Annotated in this window: 22 protein-coding genes and 1 pseudogene; 20 read left to right on the top strand and 3 right to left on the bottom strand. The window is 67.3% G+C overall.

What is annotated here, in order from left to right; genetic code table 11:
* Nucleotides 1–39 precede the first annotated feature (39 nt).
* Both I8N54_RS12730 and I8N54_RS12725 read left to right on the top strand, forming a co-directional pair.
* Nucleotides 40–906, top strand: coding sequence for a 50S ribosomal protein L11 methyltransferase (locus tag I8N54_RS12730; RefSeq protein ID WP_140197218.1), 867 nt, complete (start codon nt 40–42; stop codon nt 904–906).
* Nucleotides 907–990: 84 nt separating this feature from the next.
* A complete protein-coding gene (locus I8N54_RS12725; protein ID WP_140197217.1) occupies nt 991–1338 on the top strand; it encodes a hypothetical protein in 348 nt (115 codons plus the stop codon).
* Nucleotides 1339–1418: 80 nt separating this feature from the next.
* Here I8N54_RS12725 and I8N54_RS12720 read toward each other — a convergent pair whose 3' ends face one another.
* A complete protein-coding gene (locus tag I8N54_RS12720) occupies nt 1419–1637 on the bottom strand; it encodes a DUF1127 domain-containing protein (RefSeq protein ID WP_140197216.1) in 219 nt (72 codons plus the stop codon).
* A 278-nt stretch (nt 1638–1915) separates the two neighbouring features.
* Between I8N54_RS12720 and ruvC the strand changes: the two genes are divergently transcribed.
* From ruvC to folD, 18 genes are all read left to right on the top strand, one after another.
* A complete protein-coding gene (ruvC, locus tag I8N54_RS12715) occupies nt 1916–2422 on the top strand; it encodes a crossover junction endodeoxyribonuclease RuvC (protein ID WP_140197215.1) in 507 nt (168 codons plus the stop codon).
* Nucleotides 2419–3093, top strand: coding sequence for a Holliday junction branch migration protein RuvA (gene ruvA, locus I8N54_RS12710; RefSeq protein ID WP_140197214.1), 675 nt, complete (start codon nt 2419–2421; stop codon nt 3091–3093). Before ruvC ends, ruvA begins: the two co-directional genes overlap by 4 nt.
* A gap of 3 nt (nt 3094–3096) precedes the next feature.
* Nucleotides 3097–4116, top strand: coding sequence for a Holliday junction branch migration DNA helicase RuvB (ruvB, locus tag I8N54_RS12705; protein ID WP_140197213.1), 1020 nt, complete (start codon nt 3097–3099; stop codon nt 4114–4116).
* A gap of 25 nt (nt 4117–4141) precedes the next feature.
* Nucleotides 4142–4780: a hypothetical protein gene (locus I8N54_RS12700; RefSeq protein WP_197097663.1), complete on the top strand. Its 639-nt coding sequence runs from the start codon at nt 4142–4144 to the stop codon at nt 4778–4780.
* Between the two features lie 123 nt (nt 4781–4903).
* Complete coding sequence (locus I8N54_RS12695; protein ID WP_140197212.1) at nt 4904–5509, top strand: Hint domain-containing protein; 606 nt, start codon at nt 4904–4906, stop codon at nt 5507–5509.
* 31 nt (nt 5510–5540) lie between these two features.
* Nucleotides 5541–5930 (top strand): tol-pal system-associated acyl-CoA thioesterase, encoded by a 390-nt coding sequence (ybgC, locus tag I8N54_RS12690; RefSeq protein ID WP_140197211.1) that lies wholly within the window; start codon nt 5541–5543, stop codon nt 5928–5930.
* Nucleotides 5931–6259: 329 nt separating this feature from the next.
* Nucleotides 6260–6934: a protein TolQ gene (gene tolQ, locus I8N54_RS12685; protein WP_197097662.1), complete on the top strand. Its 675-nt coding sequence runs from the start codon at nt 6260–6262 to the stop codon at nt 6932–6934.
* 1 nt (nt 6935) lies between these two features.
* Complete coding sequence (locus I8N54_RS12680; RefSeq protein ID WP_140197209.1) at nt 6936–7412, top strand: ExbD/TolR family protein; 477 nt, start codon at nt 6936–6938, stop codon at nt 7410–7412.
* 7 nt (nt 7413–7419) lie between these two features.
* Nucleotides 7420–8574 carry a hypothetical protein gene (locus I8N54_RS12675; RefSeq protein ID WP_140197208.1) on the top strand — a complete coding sequence of 385 codons (1155 nt, stop codon included), beginning with the start codon at nt 7420–7422 and terminating at the stop codon, nt 8572–8574.
* 1 nt (nt 8575) lies between these two features.
* Nucleotides 8576–8968 (top strand): cell envelope integrity protein TolA, encoded by a 393-nt coding sequence (locus I8N54_RS12670; protein WP_140197207.1) that lies wholly within the window; start codon nt 8576–8578, stop codon nt 8966–8968.
* 125 nt (nt 8969–9093) lie between these two features.
* Nucleotides 9094–10425: a Tol-Pal system beta propeller repeat protein TolB gene (tolB, locus tag I8N54_RS12665; protein ID WP_408635300.1), complete on the top strand. Its 1332-nt coding sequence runs from the start codon at nt 9094–9096 to the stop codon at nt 10423–10425.
* Nucleotides 10426–10490: 65 nt separating this feature from the next.
* Entirely contained in the window at nt 10491–10997 is a 507-nt protein-coding gene (pal, locus tag I8N54_RS12660; protein ID WP_140197206.1) for a peptidoglycan-associated lipoprotein Pal, read from the top strand.
* A gap of 20 nt (nt 10998–11017) precedes the next feature.
* Nucleotides 11018–11842: a tol-pal system protein YbgF gene (ybgF, locus tag I8N54_RS12655; RefSeq protein WP_140197205.1), complete on the top strand. Its 825-nt coding sequence runs from the start codon at nt 11018–11020 to the stop codon at nt 11840–11842.
* Between the two features lie 41 nt (nt 11843–11883).
* The gene (gene tilS, locus I8N54_RS12650; protein ID WP_140197341.1) at nt 11884–13143 is read left to right on the top strand and encodes a tRNA lysidine(34) synthetase TilS; all 1260 of its coding nucleotides are present in this window, start codon (nt 11884–11886) and stop codon (nt 13141–13143) included.
* A gap of 76 nt (nt 13144–13219) precedes the next feature.
* Nucleotides 13220–15145 carry an ATP-dependent zinc metalloprotease FtsH gene (gene ftsH / locus I8N54_RS12645; RefSeq protein WP_140197204.1) on the top strand — a complete coding sequence of 642 codons (1926 nt, stop codon included), beginning with the start codon at nt 13220–13222 and terminating at the stop codon, nt 15143–15145.
* Nucleotides 15146–15244: 99 nt separating this feature from the next.
* A complete protein-coding gene (locus tag I8N54_RS12640; protein WP_140197203.1) occupies nt 15245–16015 on the top strand; it encodes a methyltransferase domain-containing protein in 771 nt (256 codons plus the stop codon).
* A gap of 11 nt (nt 16016–16026) precedes the next feature.
* Nucleotides 16027–16629: an MOSC domain-containing protein gene (locus I8N54_RS12635; RefSeq protein WP_140197202.1), complete on the top strand. Its 603-nt coding sequence runs from the start codon at nt 16027–16029 to the stop codon at nt 16627–16629.
* A gap of 173 nt (nt 16630–16802) precedes the next feature.
* Nucleotides 16803–17693 carry a bifunctional methylenetetrahydrofolate dehydrogenase/methenyltetrahydrofolate cyclohydrolase FolD gene (gene folD / locus I8N54_RS12630; RefSeq protein ID WP_140197201.1) on the top strand — a complete coding sequence of 297 codons (891 nt, stop codon included), beginning with the start codon at nt 16803–16805 and terminating at the stop codon, nt 17691–17693.
* Between the two features lie 20 nt (nt 17694–17713).
* Here the strand turns inward: folD and I8N54_RS20360 are convergent.
* Together I8N54_RS20360 and pdeM are read right to left on the bottom strand one after the other, a co-directional pair.
* Nucleotides 17714–17875 (bottom strand): annotated as a pseudogene (locus I8N54_RS20360) (VOC family protein); the annotation flags it as partial.
* A gap of 154 nt (nt 17876–18029) precedes the next feature.
* Complete coding sequence (gene pdeM, locus I8N54_RS12620; protein ID WP_140197200.1) at nt 18030–18680, bottom strand: ligase-associated DNA damage response endonuclease PdeM; 651 nt, start codon at nt 18678–18680, stop codon at nt 18030–18032.
* Nucleotides 18681–18807: the final 127 nt, after the last annotated feature.

Here is an 18807-nt window from a genome sequence, read left to right as displayed (position 1 = left end):
CGGAGCATAGGGGCCGCGACTTGTCCGAGGAGCGCCCACATGCCCACTTTCACCGCCATGACCACCGTCGGGGCAAAAGCCTCTGCCGAGGCGCTGGGCGAGTTCCTGGAGGACCTCGATCCGGCTCCGACCGGCGTCGGGGTGTTCGAGATGGAAGACGGCTCCGGGCTTTGGGAAGTCGGAGCCTATTTCACCGACAAGCCGGACGTCATCGCGCTCGACCTCCTGGCGGCGAGCCAGGGTGCGAAGCCCTTCCTCGTTTCCGAACTGCCCGAGACCGACTGGGTCGCGAAGGTCCGGCGTGAACTCGCCCCGGTCGAGGCGGGACGCTTCTTCGTCTATGGCAGCCATGATGCCGACCGCGTGCCCGAGGGGCGCATCGCGCTGCTGATCGAGGCCTCGATGGCGTTCGGCACCGGCCACCACGGCACGACGCTGGGCTGCCTTCGCGTGCTCGACGGGCTGGCGGACGAGGGTGTCACCAAGGAAAGCGTGATCGACGTCGGCTGCGGCACGGCCGTTCTGGCGATGGCTGCGGCCCGGCTCTGGCCGGGCAGGGTGCTGGCGTCCGACATCGACGAAGTCGCGGTGGATGTGGCGGAGGCGAACGTCGCCGCCAACGACCTCGTCGGCCGGGTGCGCTGCCTCGAGGCGACCGGAGTCGAGGGCGAGGAGATCGCCGGCGCCGCGCCGTTCGACCTGATCTTCGCCAATATCCTCAAAGGGCCGCTCGTCGACCTCGCACCGTCGCTGACAGGCGTCCTCTCGCCCGGCGGGCACGTGATCCTGTCCGGACTGCTGAACGAGCAGGCCGATGACGTGATCGCCGCCTATTCGGAACAGGGGCTGAGCCTTGTCCGCCGGGAGCCGATCGGTGACTGGACCACGCTGCTGATGCAGCGCTGACCTTTCCGCATCCGGGCCGCGAAATGGCCAGATTTCGGGATTATCCATCCTGCGCAGAACAGGACCTACGCGCGGAGTCGATCCATGGGCACGGCCCAACGCCCCTTCCACGAACGTGTGAAACGCATCACGCGCGAGCATGAGCGCATTCGCGAAAATGGCGGCACGCCGAAGCTGAACAAGGACGGGCTCGTGGTCATGCGCGGCCGGCGCGGCGGCCTGAAGCTGAGCCTGCGGCCGGCTGTCTACGTCCTTGCAGCGCTCTTCCTCTTCAAGTGTTTCCTCGTCTACTACCTCGGCGACGCGGCCTATGCCGCGAAGCTCTCCGGCCTTGATCGCGAGAACCCGGTCGAACTGATCGGCGCCTTCGTGATGCAGATCGATCCCGCGACCCGTTTCATCGTCGACGCCGCCCACGGCGTCTTCGGCTGAGTTTCCGCCTCCCGGAAAGAGAAAAGGCCGCGATCCCGGACGAGGATCGCGGCCTTTTCGACTGTCCGTGAGTGTGGCTCTCAGCGGCGGCTGCGGCGGCCTTCCGCGACGACGTCGATGTCGCCGTGATCGAGGCCGATGTCAGCCAGTTCGTGAGCCGTCAGCTTGGACAGCGCGGTGCGGGTCATCCGCGCCTCGTGCCATGCGTTGAGGGAGGCAACCATGCGCGCGATTGCGCGGCCGGGGCCGAAGACACCGCGTGGGGCGGCGTAGGAGCGGGTCGTGTCGAAGATCGCCATCGCGGTCGTCCTTTCTGTGGGGAAGCCATGAGCTTCCGTTACGTTCTCTGCCGCGCAATTAGGCGGAAATTGAACGGGCGGGAAGGGGGAAAATTGCATGTCATCCATGTTCTGTGCGCATGTCGAAAAAGCGGCGTAAGCCGCTGAAAAACGACGGCGTTTTTCTGTTGATGTCGCAAACGGGCCGCTGGATTTCGCATTCGGGACACGTACGGGGGTTGGTCGATGTTCGCTCTTTGTGCTAGCGTCGCTCTCAAACACAAGAAGGCAGGGGCAGAATGCGGGTGATCGGGATAGATCCGGGGCTGAGGCACACCGGCTGGGGCGTCGTTGATTCGTCCGGGTCGCGTATTTCCCATGTCGCGAACGGGACCTGCAATTCCGAGGGGACGACCCTTGCGGAACGGCTGCTGTCCCTTCACCTGCAACTCGCCGAAGTGCTCCGCCAGCACGCGCCCGACGCGGCGGCCGTGGAGCAGACCTTCGTCAACCGCGATGGTGCGGGCACGCTGAAGCTGGGCCAGGCGCGAGGGATCGCGATGCTCGTGCCGGCGCAGGCCGGGCTCGCCATCGGGGAATATGCGCCGAACGCGGTGAAGAAGGCCGTCGTCGGTGTCGGCCACGCCGACAAGCGCCAGGTCGCCCACATGGTGCGGCTGCACCTGCCGGGGGTGGAACTCGACGGGGCGGATGCCGCTGACGCGCTCGCCATCGCGATCTGCCACGTCCATCACCTGCAATCCTCCGGCCATCTCGCCGCTGCGCTTCAGAGGGCGGGCGCATGATCGGCCGACTGACGGGACGGCTCGACTACCGGGCGAGCGACCACGTGCTGATCTCGGTCGGCGGCGTGGGCTACGTGGTCTACGTCTCCGAACGGGTCATGGCCTCCCTGCCGGGATCGGGTGAGGCCGTATCGCTCTATACCGACCTGCTGGTGCGGGAGGACCTGCTGCAGCTCTTCGGCTTCACCACCTTGGTCGAGAAGGAGTGGCACCGGCTGCTGATGTCGGTGCAGGGCATCGGCGCGAAGGCGTCGCTCGCCATCCTCGGCGCGATCGGGGCGGAGGGAGTGAGCCGCGCGATCGCGCTCGGCGATGCGCGCGCGATCGCGGTGGCCAAGGGGGTCGGCCCGAAGACAGCACAGCGCGTCGTCCACGAGCTGAAGGACAAGGCGCCGGGCGTCATGGCGCTCGCCGGGACGATGGCGGCGGCGATGGGCACCCCGCCGGCCGAGGTGGATACGGACGCGGTGATCGACCCCGTCGCCGCGCCCGCGCCGAACCCCGTGGTGCATGACGGCGCCGCCCAGTCCGACGCGCTCTCCGCGCTCGTCAACCTCGGCTACGCGCCCGCCGAAGCCTCCCGCGCCGTCGCCGAGGCGGCGGATGGCGGCGCCGGCGATACGGCGGCGCTGATCCGTGCCGCGCTCAAGGCGCTGGCGCCGAAGGGGTAGGGCATGGACGCACCCGACCCGACCCTGCGCCCCGACCGACAGCCGGAGGACAAGGACCGCGCCCTCAGACCGCAGGCGCTGGCCGAGTTCATCGGGCAGGAAGACGCGCGCGCCAACCTCGCGGTCTTCATCGAAAGCGCCCGCCGCCGGGGCGAGGCGATGGATCACGTGCTGTTTCACGGGCCACCCGGCCTCGGCAAGACGACACTGGCGCAGATCGTCAGCCGGGAGCTCGGCGTGAACTTTCGGATGACCTCCGGCCCGGTGCTGGCCAAGGCGGGCGACCTCGCCGCGATCCTCACAAACCTCGAAGCGCGGGACGTGCTGTTCATCGACGAGATCCACCGCCTGAACCCGGCGGTCGAAGAGGTGCTCTACCCCGCGCTCGAGGATTTCGAACTCGACCTCGTGATCGGGGAGGGGCCAGCCGCGCGGACCGTGCGGATCGAGCTTCAGCCCTTCACGCTGGTCGGCGCGACCACCCGGATGGGGCTGCTGACGACGCCGCTGCGCGACAGGTTCGGCATTCCGGTGCGACTCCAGTTCTACACGGTGGCGGAACTGCATGACATCGTGACCCGGGGCGCCCGCCTGATGGGCGCCCCCGCGACCGAGGCCGGCGCGCACGAGATCGCCCGCCGCGCGCGGGGCACCCCCCGGATCGCGGGGCGGCTGCTGCGCCGGGTCGTCGATTTCGCCGTGGTCGAAGGCGACGGTACCGTGACCGAGCAGATCGCCGACCGTGCGCTCACGCGGCTCGGCGTCGACGGGCTGGGGCTCGACGGGGCGGACCGTCGGTATCTCCGGCTGATCGCTGAAAGCTACGGTGGCGGCCCGGTCGGGATCGAGACGCTCTCCGCCGCGCTGTCCGAAAGCCGCGACGCGCTGGAGGAAGTGATCGAGCCCTTCCTGCTGCAACAGGGCCTGATCCAGCGAACGCCGCGCGGGCGGATGCTGGCGGAGGGGGCGTGGCGTCACCTCGGCCTCGCCGTGCCGAAATCACAGGGCGGGCTGTTCGACTGATGTATGCCCGAACGCTTGGTGACTCATGACTGACGACGTTCTGACCCCGGCCGATGTCGAGGGTTGCTTCACCCAATCCGACGGGCGCTACGCCTTCGCCCGGTGGGAGAGGCCGGTGGTCCCCGTCATCTTCGGCGTGGGCGACGAAAGCCTGCCGGTCCTGAAAGGCGCGATCGAGGCGATCGTGTCGCTCGCCGGGCACCGGATGGCCGAGACCGATCCGGAGCTTGGCGCCAATTTCATGATCTTCTTCTGCCGGGACTGGTCGGAACTGGCAGCGGTGCCCGACCTCGACCGGCTGGTCGGCGGTGTGGGTGATCTTGCCGGGCGCCTCGCCGCGGCGAATGCGCACCAGTACCGCCTGTTCCGGTTCGAGGAGACCGGCGCGATCCGTGCCGTGATCCTGTTTCTGCGGCTCGAGGGCGCGATGGCCGACATGCCGGCGGAGACACTGGCCCTGACGCAGGCCGCGCAGGCCATCCTGCACTGGTCGGACAAGACCTTCGCGAACCGCTCACCGCTCGCGATGGCCAACGGTACCGCGGTCCTGCGCCCGGAGATTGGCGCAATCATCCGGGCGGCCTACGACCCGGTTCTTCCCGTCGCGGCGAACGATCCGAGCCACGCCCTTCGCCTCTATGCGCGGATCACCCGATCGCTCTGATTTTACCCGATTTTCAACGGACTCGGCGGCGTCCTTCATCTTTGGGAAAGGTGTGCCGAATAGACCGGACGTGCTGAGCCGGCCGAAGTCTGCGGCCGCCGCGAGCCTGCTTCAGGGGGCGTCATGGCCATTTACACGGTCGCTGGATACGACATCGCCGACGTCACGATCCTTTCCGGCGTCGATCCCTTCGCGAGCGACACGAGCTTCGACAGCGCCGCTGTCGGCACGGTGTTCTCGGTGGCCGCCGGTCCGACCCTGATCGATGTCGAGGATGGCGATCCCGATTTCGAGGGCGGCGACCTGTCGCAGGACACGACCGAACCGATCGACATGAACGGCCAGACCGTCGCCGCGGGGGAGGTGATTGTTCCGGCGCACGCACTTGTCGGGATGCTCGGGATCACCCGGCAACGCGACCTGCGGCTGCTCGGTTACCACCACCTGCTGCTCTCCTCGCTCGAACTGCTCCTCGCCGAAGACCTGCCGAGCGAGAGCCTGCTCCTCGGCGACCAGGCGATCGCCGGCCTCTCCACAACCGACCGGGATGAGATCGCGAAGTTCTTCCCCCTGCTCGGGCAGGCCGGCCATCCTATGCGCGCCGCCCGCCCGCTGGCGACCGGGCGGCGCGCACGGCGGCTGATCCTGCGCCATCGATCCAACCGCCGGCCGTTGCTCGACGATGCGCTGGGGATCCCGGCCTTGCGCCGGATGGCACAGACTGCATGATCGCCCCGAATTCACGCAAAGGGGCGAAGGCATGATCAACAGGTTCACGGTTCGGGTCTATTACGAGGATACCGACCTCGCCGGGATCGTCTATTACGCCAACTACCTCAAGTTCATCGAGCGCGCCCGGACCGAGTGGGTGCGGATGCTCGGCGTCGACCAGACCCGCCTGAAGGCGGAGGAGGGGATCGTCTTCGCCGTCCGCCGGCTGGAGGCAGACTACCTCGCCCCGGCAAAGTTCGACGATGAACTCGAGGTGGTGACCCAGACCGATCAGCTCGGCGGTGCCCGGATCGTGCTGCAGCAGGACGTCACGCGTGACGGGCAGGTTCTGTTCCGCGCGATGGTGACACTTGTCGCGCTCGGCCCGGACGACCGTCCGGTTCGGATGCCGGCGGGCCTTCGGAAGGCGCTTCACTGACACTCTCACCCGGGACCGCGCGCCACTCCCGCACTTCTTTGGGCTTCAAATATTCTCGGGGGTGAATTGGGCCGCAGGCCCAAGAGGGGGCAGACAGCCCCCTGACTCCGCCCGACCGGCAGGGAGGGCTGACAGAGCGCACCGCAGGTGCTCCGCCGGATCAGGCCCGCCCCCGCCAAACAGAATTCTTTCGATATGCGCGGATGTCCGCCAGTCGCGGGCCTTGGAAAACGGGCCCGTGAACGGCGCGGCGTGGATTCGCACTTGATTATGATGTAATCCGGCAGTTGAAGCCCCGCGACGAAAGGGGCCACCAAAAGAGCAGGTCTATGGAAGCAGCTACCGATTTCAGCATGTGGGCGCTATTTGCGCGCGCGACAATCGCCGTCAAGTTCGTGATGCTCCTTCTGATCGGCGCATCCATCTGGTGCTGGGCGGTCATCATCGACAAGTGGCTTCAGTTCAAGCGGGCACGCCGCGAAGCCAGCCGGTTCGACCGGGCGTTCTGGTCGGGCGAGCCGCTCGACGGTCTCTACGAGGACATCGGCCCGACCCCCAAGGGGCAAAGCGAGAAGATCTTCGCCTCCGGCATGACCGAATGGCGACGATCGCACCGACAGGACGGAGAGCTGATCGCCGGGGCGCAGGCCCGCATCGACCGCAGCATGGACGTCGCCATCGCCAAGGAAGCGGGCAAGCTGCAGCGCGGGCTGCCGGTGCTGGCGACCGTCGGCTCGACCGCGCCGTTCATCGGCCTGCTCGGCACCGTCTGGGGCATCATGAACGCCTTCATCGAGATCGCCGAACAGCAGAACACCAACCTCGCCGTCGTCGCGCCCGGCATCGCCGAGGCGCTGCTTGCCACCGCGCTCGGCCTGCTCGCGGCCATTCCGGCGGTTGTCTTCTACAACAAGCTGTCTGCGGACGCTGACCGGATCGTGAACGGCTACGAGGCCTTCGCCGACGAATTCTCGACTATCCTGAGCCGGCAACTGGACAGCTGACATGGCAGCCACGGTCATCAAGAAGGACGACGGCGGCGGCAAGCGCGGACGCCGCAGGACGCGGCGATCGCAGCCGATGGCCGAGATCAACGTGACGCCCTTCGTGGACGTCATGCTCGTCCTGCTGATCATCTTCATGGTCGCCGCGCCGCTTCTGACGGTGGGTGTTCCGGTTCAGCTGCCCGAGACGGCGGCCAATGCCCTGCCGACCGAGCAGGAAGAGCCGCTGACGGTCACGCTGACGGCTGAGGGTGGTCTCCAGATCCAGGCGACGGACGTCGCGCGGGATGAGTTCATCACCCGCCTGCGCGCCATCGCCGGCGAACGCGAGAGCGACCGCGTCTTCCTGCGGGCCGACGGTGCGAACGCGTGGAACGCCGTGGCCGAGATCATGGGCGCGATGAACGCTGCAGGCTTCAACAACATCGGCCTCGTCACCGACATCGGCGGGCCGACCCTCGACGGTTCGGACGGGTAGGACGCGAGTGAGTCCGGGTGGCTACATATCAGGCGCCGGTCACGCGGGGCTTCTCGTGTGGTTCATCGCGGGATGGGGGCTGTATTCCAACCCGCTGGAGTTCGACGTGATGGACGTCTCCGTCGTCTCGAGCGAGGAGTTCGAGCAGATGCGCGCGGCCTCCGCGCCGCAGCCGGCCGAGCCGCAGGTCGATGCGCCCGAAGTGGTCGTGCCCGAGCCGCCCGAGACGGAAGAGGCCGCGATGCCCGAACCGGTCGCCGAGGACCCGCCGCCCCAGCCGGAGCCGCCGCCGCCTGCTGAAGCGGCGGAGCCCGATCCGCCGCCCGCCCTCCCGGAGCCGGAGCAGCCGCCCGCCGACGTCGCGGACGTCGCACCGCCCGCACCGTCCGTGCCGCAGATCGTCGAGGATGAGACGCTGACCGTCAGCGACCGCCCTGTGCCGCGCCCGGCCGACCGGGTCGCGGACGAAGTCGCGCCGCCGCCCGAGCCGGACGACAATATCGCGGAGGAGGCGACCGCCGCCGCCGCTCCGGCCGAGGAGCCGGCCGAGATCGTCGAGGAAGAGCAGCAGGAAACCGTGGAGGAAGAGGCAGCGACCCAGATTGTGACCGAAGCGGACGAGCCCGCCGCCTCCGCGCCGCTCGCCTCCATCCGGCCGCAGACCCGGCCCAACCGGCCGACCCCGCCACCCGAGACGGAAAGTACCACGACCACCGCGAGTTCCGACAATGTCGAGGACCCGGCAGTCAACGAGGAGGCGGTCGACGATGCCGTCGCCGCCGCGCTCGCCGCCGCATCGGATGCCGGCGTGCCGGAGACCTCCGTCCCGCAGGGCCCGCCGATGACCGGCGCGGAGCGGGAGGGGCTGCGACTTGCGGTGCAGGATTGCTGGAACCTCGATGTCGGTTCGGAAGCCGCTCGCGTGGTCGTGACGGTCGGCTTCGATCTCAGCCGGCAGGGCATGGTCGAGGGCGAGGTCCGCATGGTCAGCGCCAACGGTGGACCCGACGAGGCCGTGCGCGCAGCCTTCGGCGCCGCGCAACGTGCCGTGATGCGCTGCCAGAATTCCGGCGGCCGGTCGGGCTATGACCTGCCGGAAGAGAAATACGGTCAATGGCAGAGCGTCGAAATCACCTTCGACCCTTCGAACAGGTCCTTCTGACATGCGGCTGACCCTTCTCCTTTCGCTGATCTTCGGATTGCCCGCCGGCGGCGCGTCCGCTTGCGCGGTGGCCGAAGGTTGCACGATGGGTCCGGCCCCCACGGCGGTCGAGCGGATCGAGGCGGACATGGTCCGTGTCATCCGCACCTGCTGGTCGCCCGTCGCGGGCGCCCCGCCGGTGACCGTCTCGTTCCAGCTGGCACGGGATGGCGCGCTTGACGGCAAGGTGCGCCTCGTCGAGCCCCGCCGCAGCGAAGGCCGCCTTGTCATCAAGGGGTTCGAGGCGGCGGAGCGCGCTCTGCAGAGATGCCAGCCCTACGACTTGCCACCCGAGGCCTTTGAGAGCTGGAAAGAGATGACGATTACATTCAATCCGATCGCGGGGGACTCGTGACAATGACCACTTCGTTCGAGGTGACGACCGGCCGGACCGGGCAGACCGCCCGAAGATCGGCTGAAACCTGCCGCCGCCGGGCGGGTTCAATTGAAAACGGGCAGGGCCCGGAGAGAATGAGGTTGATGATGTTCCGCTGCTTCTTAGCGCTTTGCGTCGCGATGATCCTTGCCGTTTCCGTGGCGCCTGCCTCCGCGCAGGGCAGCGGTCCGCTCCGCATCACGGTGACCGACCCGAACGTGGAGCCGATGCCCTTCGCCATCCCGACCTTCGAGGCGGAGACGGGCGACGCCGGGCAGTTGGCGAGCCAGATCACCCAGCTGGTCGCGCAGGACCTCACCGGAACCGGGCTCTTCCGCCAGATTTCGCAGGATGCCTTCGTCAGCCAGGTGACCTCCTTCGCGCAACCGGTGGCCTATACCGACTGGCGCACGATCAACGCACAGGCGTTGATCACGGGCGCGGTCGCCGTCAGCGGCAACCAGGTGACGGTGAAGTTCCGCCTCTACGACGTGTTCTCGGGCCAAGAGCTCGGCGCGGGGCAGCAGCTCGTCGGCACGACCGACGGGTGGCGGCGCATGGCGCACAAGGTCGCCGATCAGGTCTATTCGCGGATCACGGGCGAGTCCGGCTATTTCGACAGCCGCGTCGTCTTCGTCGCGGAGAGCGGCCCCAAGGACAACCGCAGCAAGCGCATCGCGATTATGGATTACGACGGCGCGAACGTGCAGTATCTGACGGACAGCAGCTCGATCGTGCTGGCGCCGCGCTTCTCGCCGAACGGCGACCGGGTGATCTACACGAGCTGGGACAGCGGCTTCCCCCGGATCAACGCGATCGACGTCGGCACCGTCTCGCGCCAGCAGCTCGCCACGCAACAGGGCGAGATGGCGTTCTCTCCCCGGTTCAGCCGCGACGCGCGTTCGGTCATCTATTCGCTGTCGAACGGCGGCAATACCGATATTTGGCGCACCGACGTGGCGACCGGCCAGCACATGCGCCTGACCGATGCGCCCTCGATCGAGACCGCGCCGAGCCTGTCGCCCGACGGCAGCCAGATCGTGTTCGAAAGCGACCGCTCCGGCAGCCAACAACTTTATGTGATGAGCGCGAGCGGCGGCGAGCCGCGCCGCATCTCCTTCGGTGAGGGTCGCTACGGCACGCCGGTCTGGTCGCCGCGCGGCGATCTCGTCGCCTTCACAAAGCAGAACGCGGGCCGCTTCCACATCGGCGTGATGCGCACGGACGGCAGCGAGGAACGGCTTCTGACCGCTTCATTCCTTGACGAAAGCCCCACCTGGGCACCGAACGGGCGGGTCCTGATGTTCAGCCGCGAGACGCAGGGCGAAAGCGGGGCGTCGGCGGTCTACTCGGTCGACGTGTCGGGCCGGAACCTGCAGCGCGTAAACACGCCCGGCGGCGCCTCCGACCCCTCGTGGGGACCGCTCCAACCCTGATGCACCGAGCGCCGCTCCGTGTTATGAAACGCCGCAACAGGCTCAATCGAGACAGGACTACCTGAATGAAACACGTCACCATCGCCGCGTTGCTCATCGCCGCGATCGCCATCTCCGGCTGTTCCCGGCGCGACCGCATGAACGACACCGCGCTGAACCCGCCGCCGACGGCCTCCATGCCTTCCGACTCCGCGAGCGATCCGAACAGCCCGCAATATTTCAGCCAGACGATCGGTGACCGCGTCCTGTTCGAAGTCGACCAGCACACGCTGACCGCGCAGGGGCGCACGATCCTCGACGGGCAGGCCGACTGGCTGATGCGCAACGGTGACTACACCGCCGTGATCGAAGGTCACGCCGACGAGCAGGGCACCCGCGAGTACAACCTCGCGCTCGGCTCGCGCCGTGCCAACTCGGTGCGCGAGTACCTGGTGAGCAAGGGCATCGCCTCGGGCCGTCTCCAGACCGTGACCTACGGCAAGGAGCGTCCGCTGGCCGTCTGCTCGCAAGAGAGCTGCTACGCCCAGAACCGTCGTGCGGTGACCGTGATCGCCGCCGGCGCGACGAGCTGATTGAACTGACGGGGGGCGACATGCTGAGAGCCGCAACGCTGACAGCTCTGCTTCTGGCCGCACCGATGAGTGCGGCCGCGCAGGGTCAGGACGAAACGCTGGCCGACATCCGCCAGCAGCTTTCGGTGATGTATGTCGAGGTTCAACGCCTCAACAGCGAGCTGAACACGACCGGCTCGCCCTCCGTCGCCATCACCGGCAACAGTGCGCTCGAGCGGCTGAACGCGATCGAGGCCGAGCTTCAGCGCCTGACCTCGAAGACCGAGGAGCTCGAGTTCCGGATCAACCGCGTGACGCGCGACGGCACGAACCGGATCGGCGACCTCGAGTACCGGCTCTGCGAGCTGGAAAGCGGCTGCGACGTCTCGCTGCTCGGCGATACGCCGACACTCGGCGGCGTGGACGCGGCCGAGGACCTTCCGGCGCCGGCGCCGGCCAACGAAACGAACGGCCCCGCCCTGGCCGTCGGCGAACAGGCGGATTTCGAGCGGGCGCAGGAGGCGCTCGCCAACGGTGACTTTCGCAGCGCCGCTGACCTCTTTGCGGCCCATACCCAGACCTATCCGGGTGGACCGCTGAGCGCGCAGGCGCATTACCTGCGGGGTGAGGCCTACGACTCTCTGGGGGAAACGGCGGAAGCCGCGCGCGCCTACCTCGACTCCTTCTCCGGCAACCCGGCGGGCGACTTCGCGCCGGACGCGCTCTTCAAGCTCGGCAATGCGCTTGGCGGGCTCGGCCAGACCGAAGATGCCTGCCTGACGCTGGCTGAAGTGACCAACCGTTTCCCGTCCTCCGATGCCGCGCTCGACGCGCAGGATGCGAGGGCCGCGCTCGGGTGCTCGTGAGGCCCGGGCCGGCGAGCCTCGACCAGAGGTTCGCCGACGCGATGGGGCGGCTGGTCGGCCCCGATTTCCCGACCGACATCGGCCTTGCCGTCTCCGGCGGAGGGGACAGCATGGCGATGCTGCACCTTGCCGCCGGCTGGGCGCGGGTTTTCGGCATCCGCCTCTGGGTTGTGACCGTCGATCATGGTCTGCGCCGCGAGGCCCCACAGGAAGCCGCGATGGTGGCAGACGAAGCCGCCGGTCTGAACCTGCCCCACGCGACGCTGCGCTGGCACTGGGACGGGCAGGGCAACCTGATGGGCGCCGCCCGCCGCGCCCGGCTCGACCTGATCGGGCGCTGGAGCGGGAACCTGTGCCATGTCTGTTTCGCCCACACCGAGGATGACCTCGCCGAGGGCCTGCTGATGCGCCTGTCACGCGGATCAGGGGTCGAGGGCCTGTCCGCCATTGCCCCCTCCCGCAATCACGATGGTCCCGACGACGCCCCGCCGGATGTCGCGGGCGACATGCCCCTGCGCGGTGACGGCACGTGGATCCAGCTGCGCCCGTTGCTGGAGATTCCCCGTGCCGAGCTTCGACATTACCTCAAGGTTCTGAAGATTCCCTTTACGGACGATCCGACCAACATCGACGACACCTACCTGCGCGCCCGGATGCGGGCTCTGCTCGATCCGCTGGAAGACGCCGGACTTGCCCGATCGACGCTCGCGGCGACGTCCCGCAGGCTCGCCCGCGCGCGCGATGCCCTGGAGGCCCGCGCCTTCGATGTCGCCACGCGGATTGCGGCGATGGACCATGGCGACGTGCTGTTCGACCGGGACGGGCTGGCCGCGACGGAGGCCGATACGCAGCTCCGTCTGCTGGCGGCGGCGCTGCAATATGTCGCGTCGGCCGATTACCGCCCTCGCGAAGCCGCGCTGGAAGCCGCGCTCGACCGGGTGCTCTCCGGCGGGGATACCGCGCTGCACGGGTGCCGGCTGGTCGTGCGGGGCGACAGGCTCCGCATCGTCCGTGAATACGAAGCGGTGAAGGACACCGTGGCAGAGGGCGACGTATGGGATCGCCGCTGGAGAATTTCCACTTTCGGAAACAAGGACTTGACCGTCCGGGCCCTTGGTCCCGACGGCGCCGCGCAGGCCGGCCGCGACAGCGGAGCGCCCCACGTTTCGCTGCTGTCCGCGCCCGCGCTGTTCGACGGCGAGCGCCTGATCGCCTGTCCGAGAGCAGAGTTCGGCGCGGGGCTGGAGGTCAGACTCGCCCCGCCGCGCGGGGAATTCCCTCAATGTTTGTTATCTCATTGAAGATCGGGCGCCGATCTCTATCTTAGGGAGACAGTCCGGACCACTTGCCGGACCGGAGGATTCACGGGAGTTATCGTTGGGCAACGCGCGAAACCTGGCCTTCTGGGTCGTTCTCTTCCTTTTGATCCTGGCACTCTTCAACCTGTTCTCCGGTGGACAGGGCACGATGCAGTCGACCTCCCGCAGCTATTCGGACTTCGTCCGCGCAGTGGAGAACGACGGCGTCAGCTCCGTGACCATCGACGGCGAACAGCTTCGCTACCGCGGGGCCGACGGTCGCGACTACGTCACGATCAAGCCTGAAGATGCCGAGGTTACCCAGCTTCTGATCGCCAATGACATCCCCGTCACGGCGCGGAGCCAGGAACAGAATGGCTTCACCACATTCCTGGTCGGGCTTCTGCCCTTCCTGCTGCTGATCGGCGTCTGGATCTACTTCATGAACCGGATGCAGGGCGGTGGACGCGGCGGCGCCATGGGCTTCGGCAAGTCTCGCGCCAAGCTGCTGACCGAGAAGCACGGGCGCGTCACGTTCGACGACGTCGCCGGCATCGACGAGGCGAAGGACGAGCTCGAGGAGATCGTCGAATTCCTGCGCAACCCGCAGAAATTCAGCCGGCTCGGCGGCAAGATCCCGAAGGGTGCGCTGCTCGTCGGCCCGCCCGGCACCGGTAAGACGCTGCTCGCCCGCGCCATTGCTGGCGAAGCGGGGGTGCCGTTCTTCACCATCTCCGGCTCCGACTTCGTCGAGATGTTCGTCGGCGTGGGCGCATCCCGCGTGCGCGATATGTTCGAACAGGCGAAGAAAAACGCGCCCTGTATCGTCTTCATCGACGAGATCGACGCTGTCGGTCGGTCCCGTGGCGTGGGCTACGGCGGCGGCAATGACGAGCGTGAGCAGACGTTGAACCAGCTGCTTGTCGAGATGGACGGTTTCGAAGCGAATGAGGGCATCATCATCGTCGCGGCGACCAACCGCCCGGACGTTCTTGACCCCGCGCTGCTGCGTCCCGGCCGTTTCGACCGCCAGGTCCAGGTGCCGAACCCAGACATCAAGGGCCGCGAGAAGATCCTCGGCGTCCACGCGCGCAAGGTGCCGCTCGGGCCCGACGTGGACCTGCGCATCATCGCGCGCGGCACGCCCGGCTTCTCCGGCGCGGACCTGGCCAACCTCGTGAACGAAGCGGCGCTGATGGCTGCCCGCGTGGGTCGGCGGTTCGTGACGATGCTCGATTTCGAGAACGCCAAGGACAAGGTCATGATGGGCTCCGAACGGCGCTCGATGGTCATGACCGAGGACGAGAAGAAGCTGACCGCCTACCACGAGGCCGGTCACGCCGTCGTCGGCCTGAACGTTCCGCAGCATGATCCGATCCACAAGGCGACGATCATCCCGCGGGGCAGGGCACTCGGCCTCGTGCTGTCGCTGCCGGAGCGCGACCAGCTGTCGGTAAGCTTCACCAAGTACACGTCCAAGATCGCCATGGCGATGGGTGGCCGTGTCGCGGAAGAGCTGATCTTCGGCAAGGAGAACGTCACCTCCGGCGCGGCGTCCGATATCCAACAGGTGTCCAAGATCGCGCGTGCGATGGTCACCCAGTTCGGTTTCGCGGACGAAGAGCTCGGCTATGTCGACTACGCCAACGAACAGCAGAGCTACCTCGGCGCCTACGGTGGCGGGACCAACCACTCTGCCGCGACCCAGAAGATGATCGACGACAAGGTCAAGGAGATCATCGACGAGGGGTACCAGACGGCCAAGCGCATCCTGACGGAGAAGCGCGACGACCTCGAGCGTCTGGCGCAGGGTCTGTTGGAATACGAGACGCTGACCGGCAACGAGATCACCAAGGTCATCGCCGGCGATCCGCTGAACCGCGGCGACGACGCGGACGACACGCCGCCGTCCTCGGGCAGCTCGGTCACCGCGATCCCGAAGACGAACAAGCCGAAGAAGCCGCGCTCCGACGATGGCGGGCTGGAGCCCGAACCGTCGGCCTGATCTTCCGGTCTAGCGACAGAAGCCCCGTCGGCAGCGATGCCGGCGGGGCTTTTCTTTTGCGCGCTGCCATTCTGCGGTTTTCACGGTAGCCTCTCGGGCATGACCGACGTTGACTGGAACCCTGCTGCCTACGCGGCCTTCGGTGACCTGCGCCTGCGCCCCGCACTCGACCTGCTGGCGCAAGTGGGCGACGTGCCGGCGGGCGACATCGTCGACCTTGGCTGTGGCAACGGCGCGGTCGCGGGCGCATTGCGCGCCCGCTTCCCGGATCGCCGATTGATCGGCGTCGATTCCTCGCCCGCCATGCTGGAGAAGGCGAAAGGTTACGATGCGCTGGTCGAAGTGGACGCGGCGCTTTGGGAGTCGGAGGCGCCCCCGGCTCTGATCTTCTCCAACGCGCTGCTCCACTGGGTGCCCGAGCATGACATCCAGTTCCCCCGCCTCGCGCTGTTGCTGGCGTCGGGCGGGGTGCTCGCCGTTCAGATGCCTGACCAGTTCGACGCACCGAGCCATCGCCTCCTGCGCGAGATCGCGGCAGACTTAATCCCGGACCGGTTCGATCGCGCGTTCCGCGCTCCGGTCGCGCCGCTCGACAGCTATTACCGCCTGCTGCGTTCATTCGGAGCAGTGTCCATCTGGGAAACGACTTACCTTCAGGAGCTTGTGTCGTCCGGGGAAGGCCACCCGGTGCGCCACTTCACCCAATCGACCGCCATGCGTCCTTATGCGACACGGATGTCCGACCAGGAGCGAGCGACCTATATCGCGCAGTACGATGCCGCGCTTGCGGAATCCTACCCACCGGGGCCGGACGGGTCCGTGCTCTTGCCGTTCCGCCGGGTTTTCGTCACCTTGCGCAAGCAGCCCTGACGGAGGTCGCGATGCCCGCCCTGATCCCCACCGACCATTACGCCACGATCACCTGGCTTGGCCATGTGCCCCACCGGGATCGCAAGCCGATCGACGGTTCGGCACAGGACACGATGCCCCTGACGTTCGCTGGCTATGAGGGCGAGTTTCACGCCGGCCTCACCCGTCCGTCCTGCAGCCGGGTGGTCAGTCAGTACCCGCGCGGCACCGAGATCCGTAACGTTCGGCAGCTGAGTATCGTATCGGCGGAGGAGCTTGCGCAGATCGCAGCAGAGCTGGGGGTGGAGGCGATCGACCCAGCATGGCTCGGCGCGTCCGTCGTGGTCGAGGGGATCGCGGATTTCAGCCATGTCCCCCCGTCGGCGCGGCTTCAGTCGGAACATGGTGCGACGCTGGTGGTCGACATGCAGAACCAGCCTTGCCAGTTTCCCGCGATGACTATCGAGGAAGCCGCGCCCGGCCATGGCAAACGCTTCAAGGCGGTCGCAGAAGGCCGGCGCGGTGTCACGGCATGGGTGGAGCGGGAAGGTGAGCTGAAGCTCGGCGCGCGCATCCGGCTTCACGTGCCGGGGCAGAGGGCGTGGCAAGGCGCGGACGCGGCGGTCCCGGCCTAGGTCCGCCGATTCCGGCCGGCAAATGGTCGGAAACATTGCTGCCAACCGGCCGCAGAGGTCTAGCGTCGCGCCAAACCCATGAAGAAGGCGAAGTTCGCCTTTTCGTTCGCCCCCGAAGTGTCGTAGCGCTCTGCCCAGACACAGCACCGGTCACGGAAGAGGAGACGCAGAAGATGAGCGCACAGATCATCGACGGGAAGGCCTTCGCCGCAGAGGTCCGCGCCAAGGTCGCCGGCCACGTCGACCGGCTGAAGGAAGAGCAGGGGATCACCCCCGGACTTGCCGTTGTCCTCGTGGGCGAAGACCCGGCGAGCGAAGTGTACGTCCGCTCGAAAGGTCGCATGACGGTTGAAGTCGGAATGGCATCTTTCGAACATCGGCTGACCGCCGACACGTCTGAGGAAGAGCTTCTCACGCTGGTCGAGAAGCTGAACGCCGATCCGAAAGTTCATGGCATTCTCGTACAGTTGCCGCTGCCACCTCATCTTGATTCCAACCTCGTCATCAACTCGATCGACCCGGCGAAGGACGTGGACGGCTTTCACATTTCGAACGTCGGACTGCTTGGGACCGGTCAGAAGTCGATGGTTCCCTGCACGCCGCTTGGCTGCCTGATGATGCTGCGCGAACAGCTCGGCTCGCTCTCCGGACTGGACGCCGTGGTGATCGGGCGCAGCAACATCGTCGGCAAACCAATGGCGAACCTTCTGCTGGGTGAGAGCTGCACCGTCACCATCGCCCATTCCCGGACCAAGGACCTCGCCGAAGTCGTTCGCCGCGCCGACATCGTGGTCGCCGCCGTCGGACGACCCGAGATGGTGCCGGGCGACTGGATCAAGGAAGGCGCAACGGTCATCGACGTCGGCATCAACCGCATCCCGTCTGGCGAGAAGACGCGGCTGGTCGGTGACGTGGCTTTTGAAAGTGCCGCCGCGCGTGCCGGTGCGATCACCCCGGTGCCGGGAGGGGTCGGCCCCATGACGATCGCCTGCCTGCTGGCGAATACCGTCACGGCCTGCTGCCGCGCCAATGGCCTTGCCGAGCCCGAAGGTCTGACCGCCTGAGCCGAGCCGATCAGGCAGAAGCCGTTGTCGAACGGGTCCGCTATGAAGGCGCCGGACGGCCGGCCCGGGACATTGTGCCAGGCGTCGAGCGTCGCACCGGCCCACAGCGCCCGCTCGCGGAGCCCTTCGACATCGTTTGTGTGGAAGTCGAGGTGCACCGGCGACCAGTGACGCCCGTAGTCCCGCCGGCGCGCCGAAGATCTCTGCTTCGATCCGGGCGAAGCTGACCTCCGTCCCGTCGACCATGCCGTTGGCCAGCACTTGTTCGGGGACCTCTTCTAACAGCACCTGTCAAACGTCAGCTTCGGCCCCGTACATAGTCAGGACTTCAGGGGCTTACCGCGCCAACGGAACGGGAAGCGCGCGGGTGCCGGTGAGAATCGCCAGCGCCGCATCGTCGAACAGTCGCCGGATCGCCGGATCGCCGCAGCGGAGACCACCGGTATAGGCGCCGAAAGCCGGCAGGATCAGACGGTTACGGTCCGCAATGAAGGCGGGTCGGCTGTTTCCGCGCAGACTGCATTTGGGGTGGTAATGACCCGAGACTTCGCCGGTGGCCCCGTCCATCGCGATATGCCGGAAGGTCAAGGGACCGACCGTCATCTCGGCACGATGCGCGCCGCCAAGCTCGAGCGGGCCCGGATCGTGATTGCCCTCGATCCAGGTCCAGTCGCGCCCGGCCATGAGCTGCGTCAGCCAGAGCCGGTCGCTCTCGTCGAGCGCGGCACCGGCGTCGAGGTCGTCGAAGGAATCGCCGAGGCAGATCACCCGCTCGGCCCCGGTGGCCGACAACACCGCGTCGAGGCGGGTCAGCGTCTCGCGCGTCTCGTAGGGCGGCAGCATCAGACCCTGCCGGCGGGCGATGCGCTCCGACTTGCCGAGGTGCAGGTCGGACACGCAAAGCAAGCGCTCGCCGGGCCAGTAGAGCGCACCGGAGGGCAGGGCGCGCAGGGTTGCGCCGGACAAGGTGAACTCGAAGGCGTTCATGATCTGTTCACTCGCAGATGATAGGTCCGGGGGCAAGACGTCCCGCGCCTGTCACTCACCTGGAAAGGAGGTGCCGCACACTCGACCTTCACGCGCCATCCCGGTAGCGTCTCCGGCAGTACCTCCT

The sequence above is a fragment of the Pelagovum pacificum genome, from assembly GCF_016134045.1.
Lineage (GTDB): Bacteria > Pseudomonadota > Alphaproteobacteria > Rhodobacterales > Rhodobacteraceae > Oceanicola > Oceanicola pacificus_A.
This window is presented reverse-complemented; position numbering and strand designations above follow the sequence as displayed.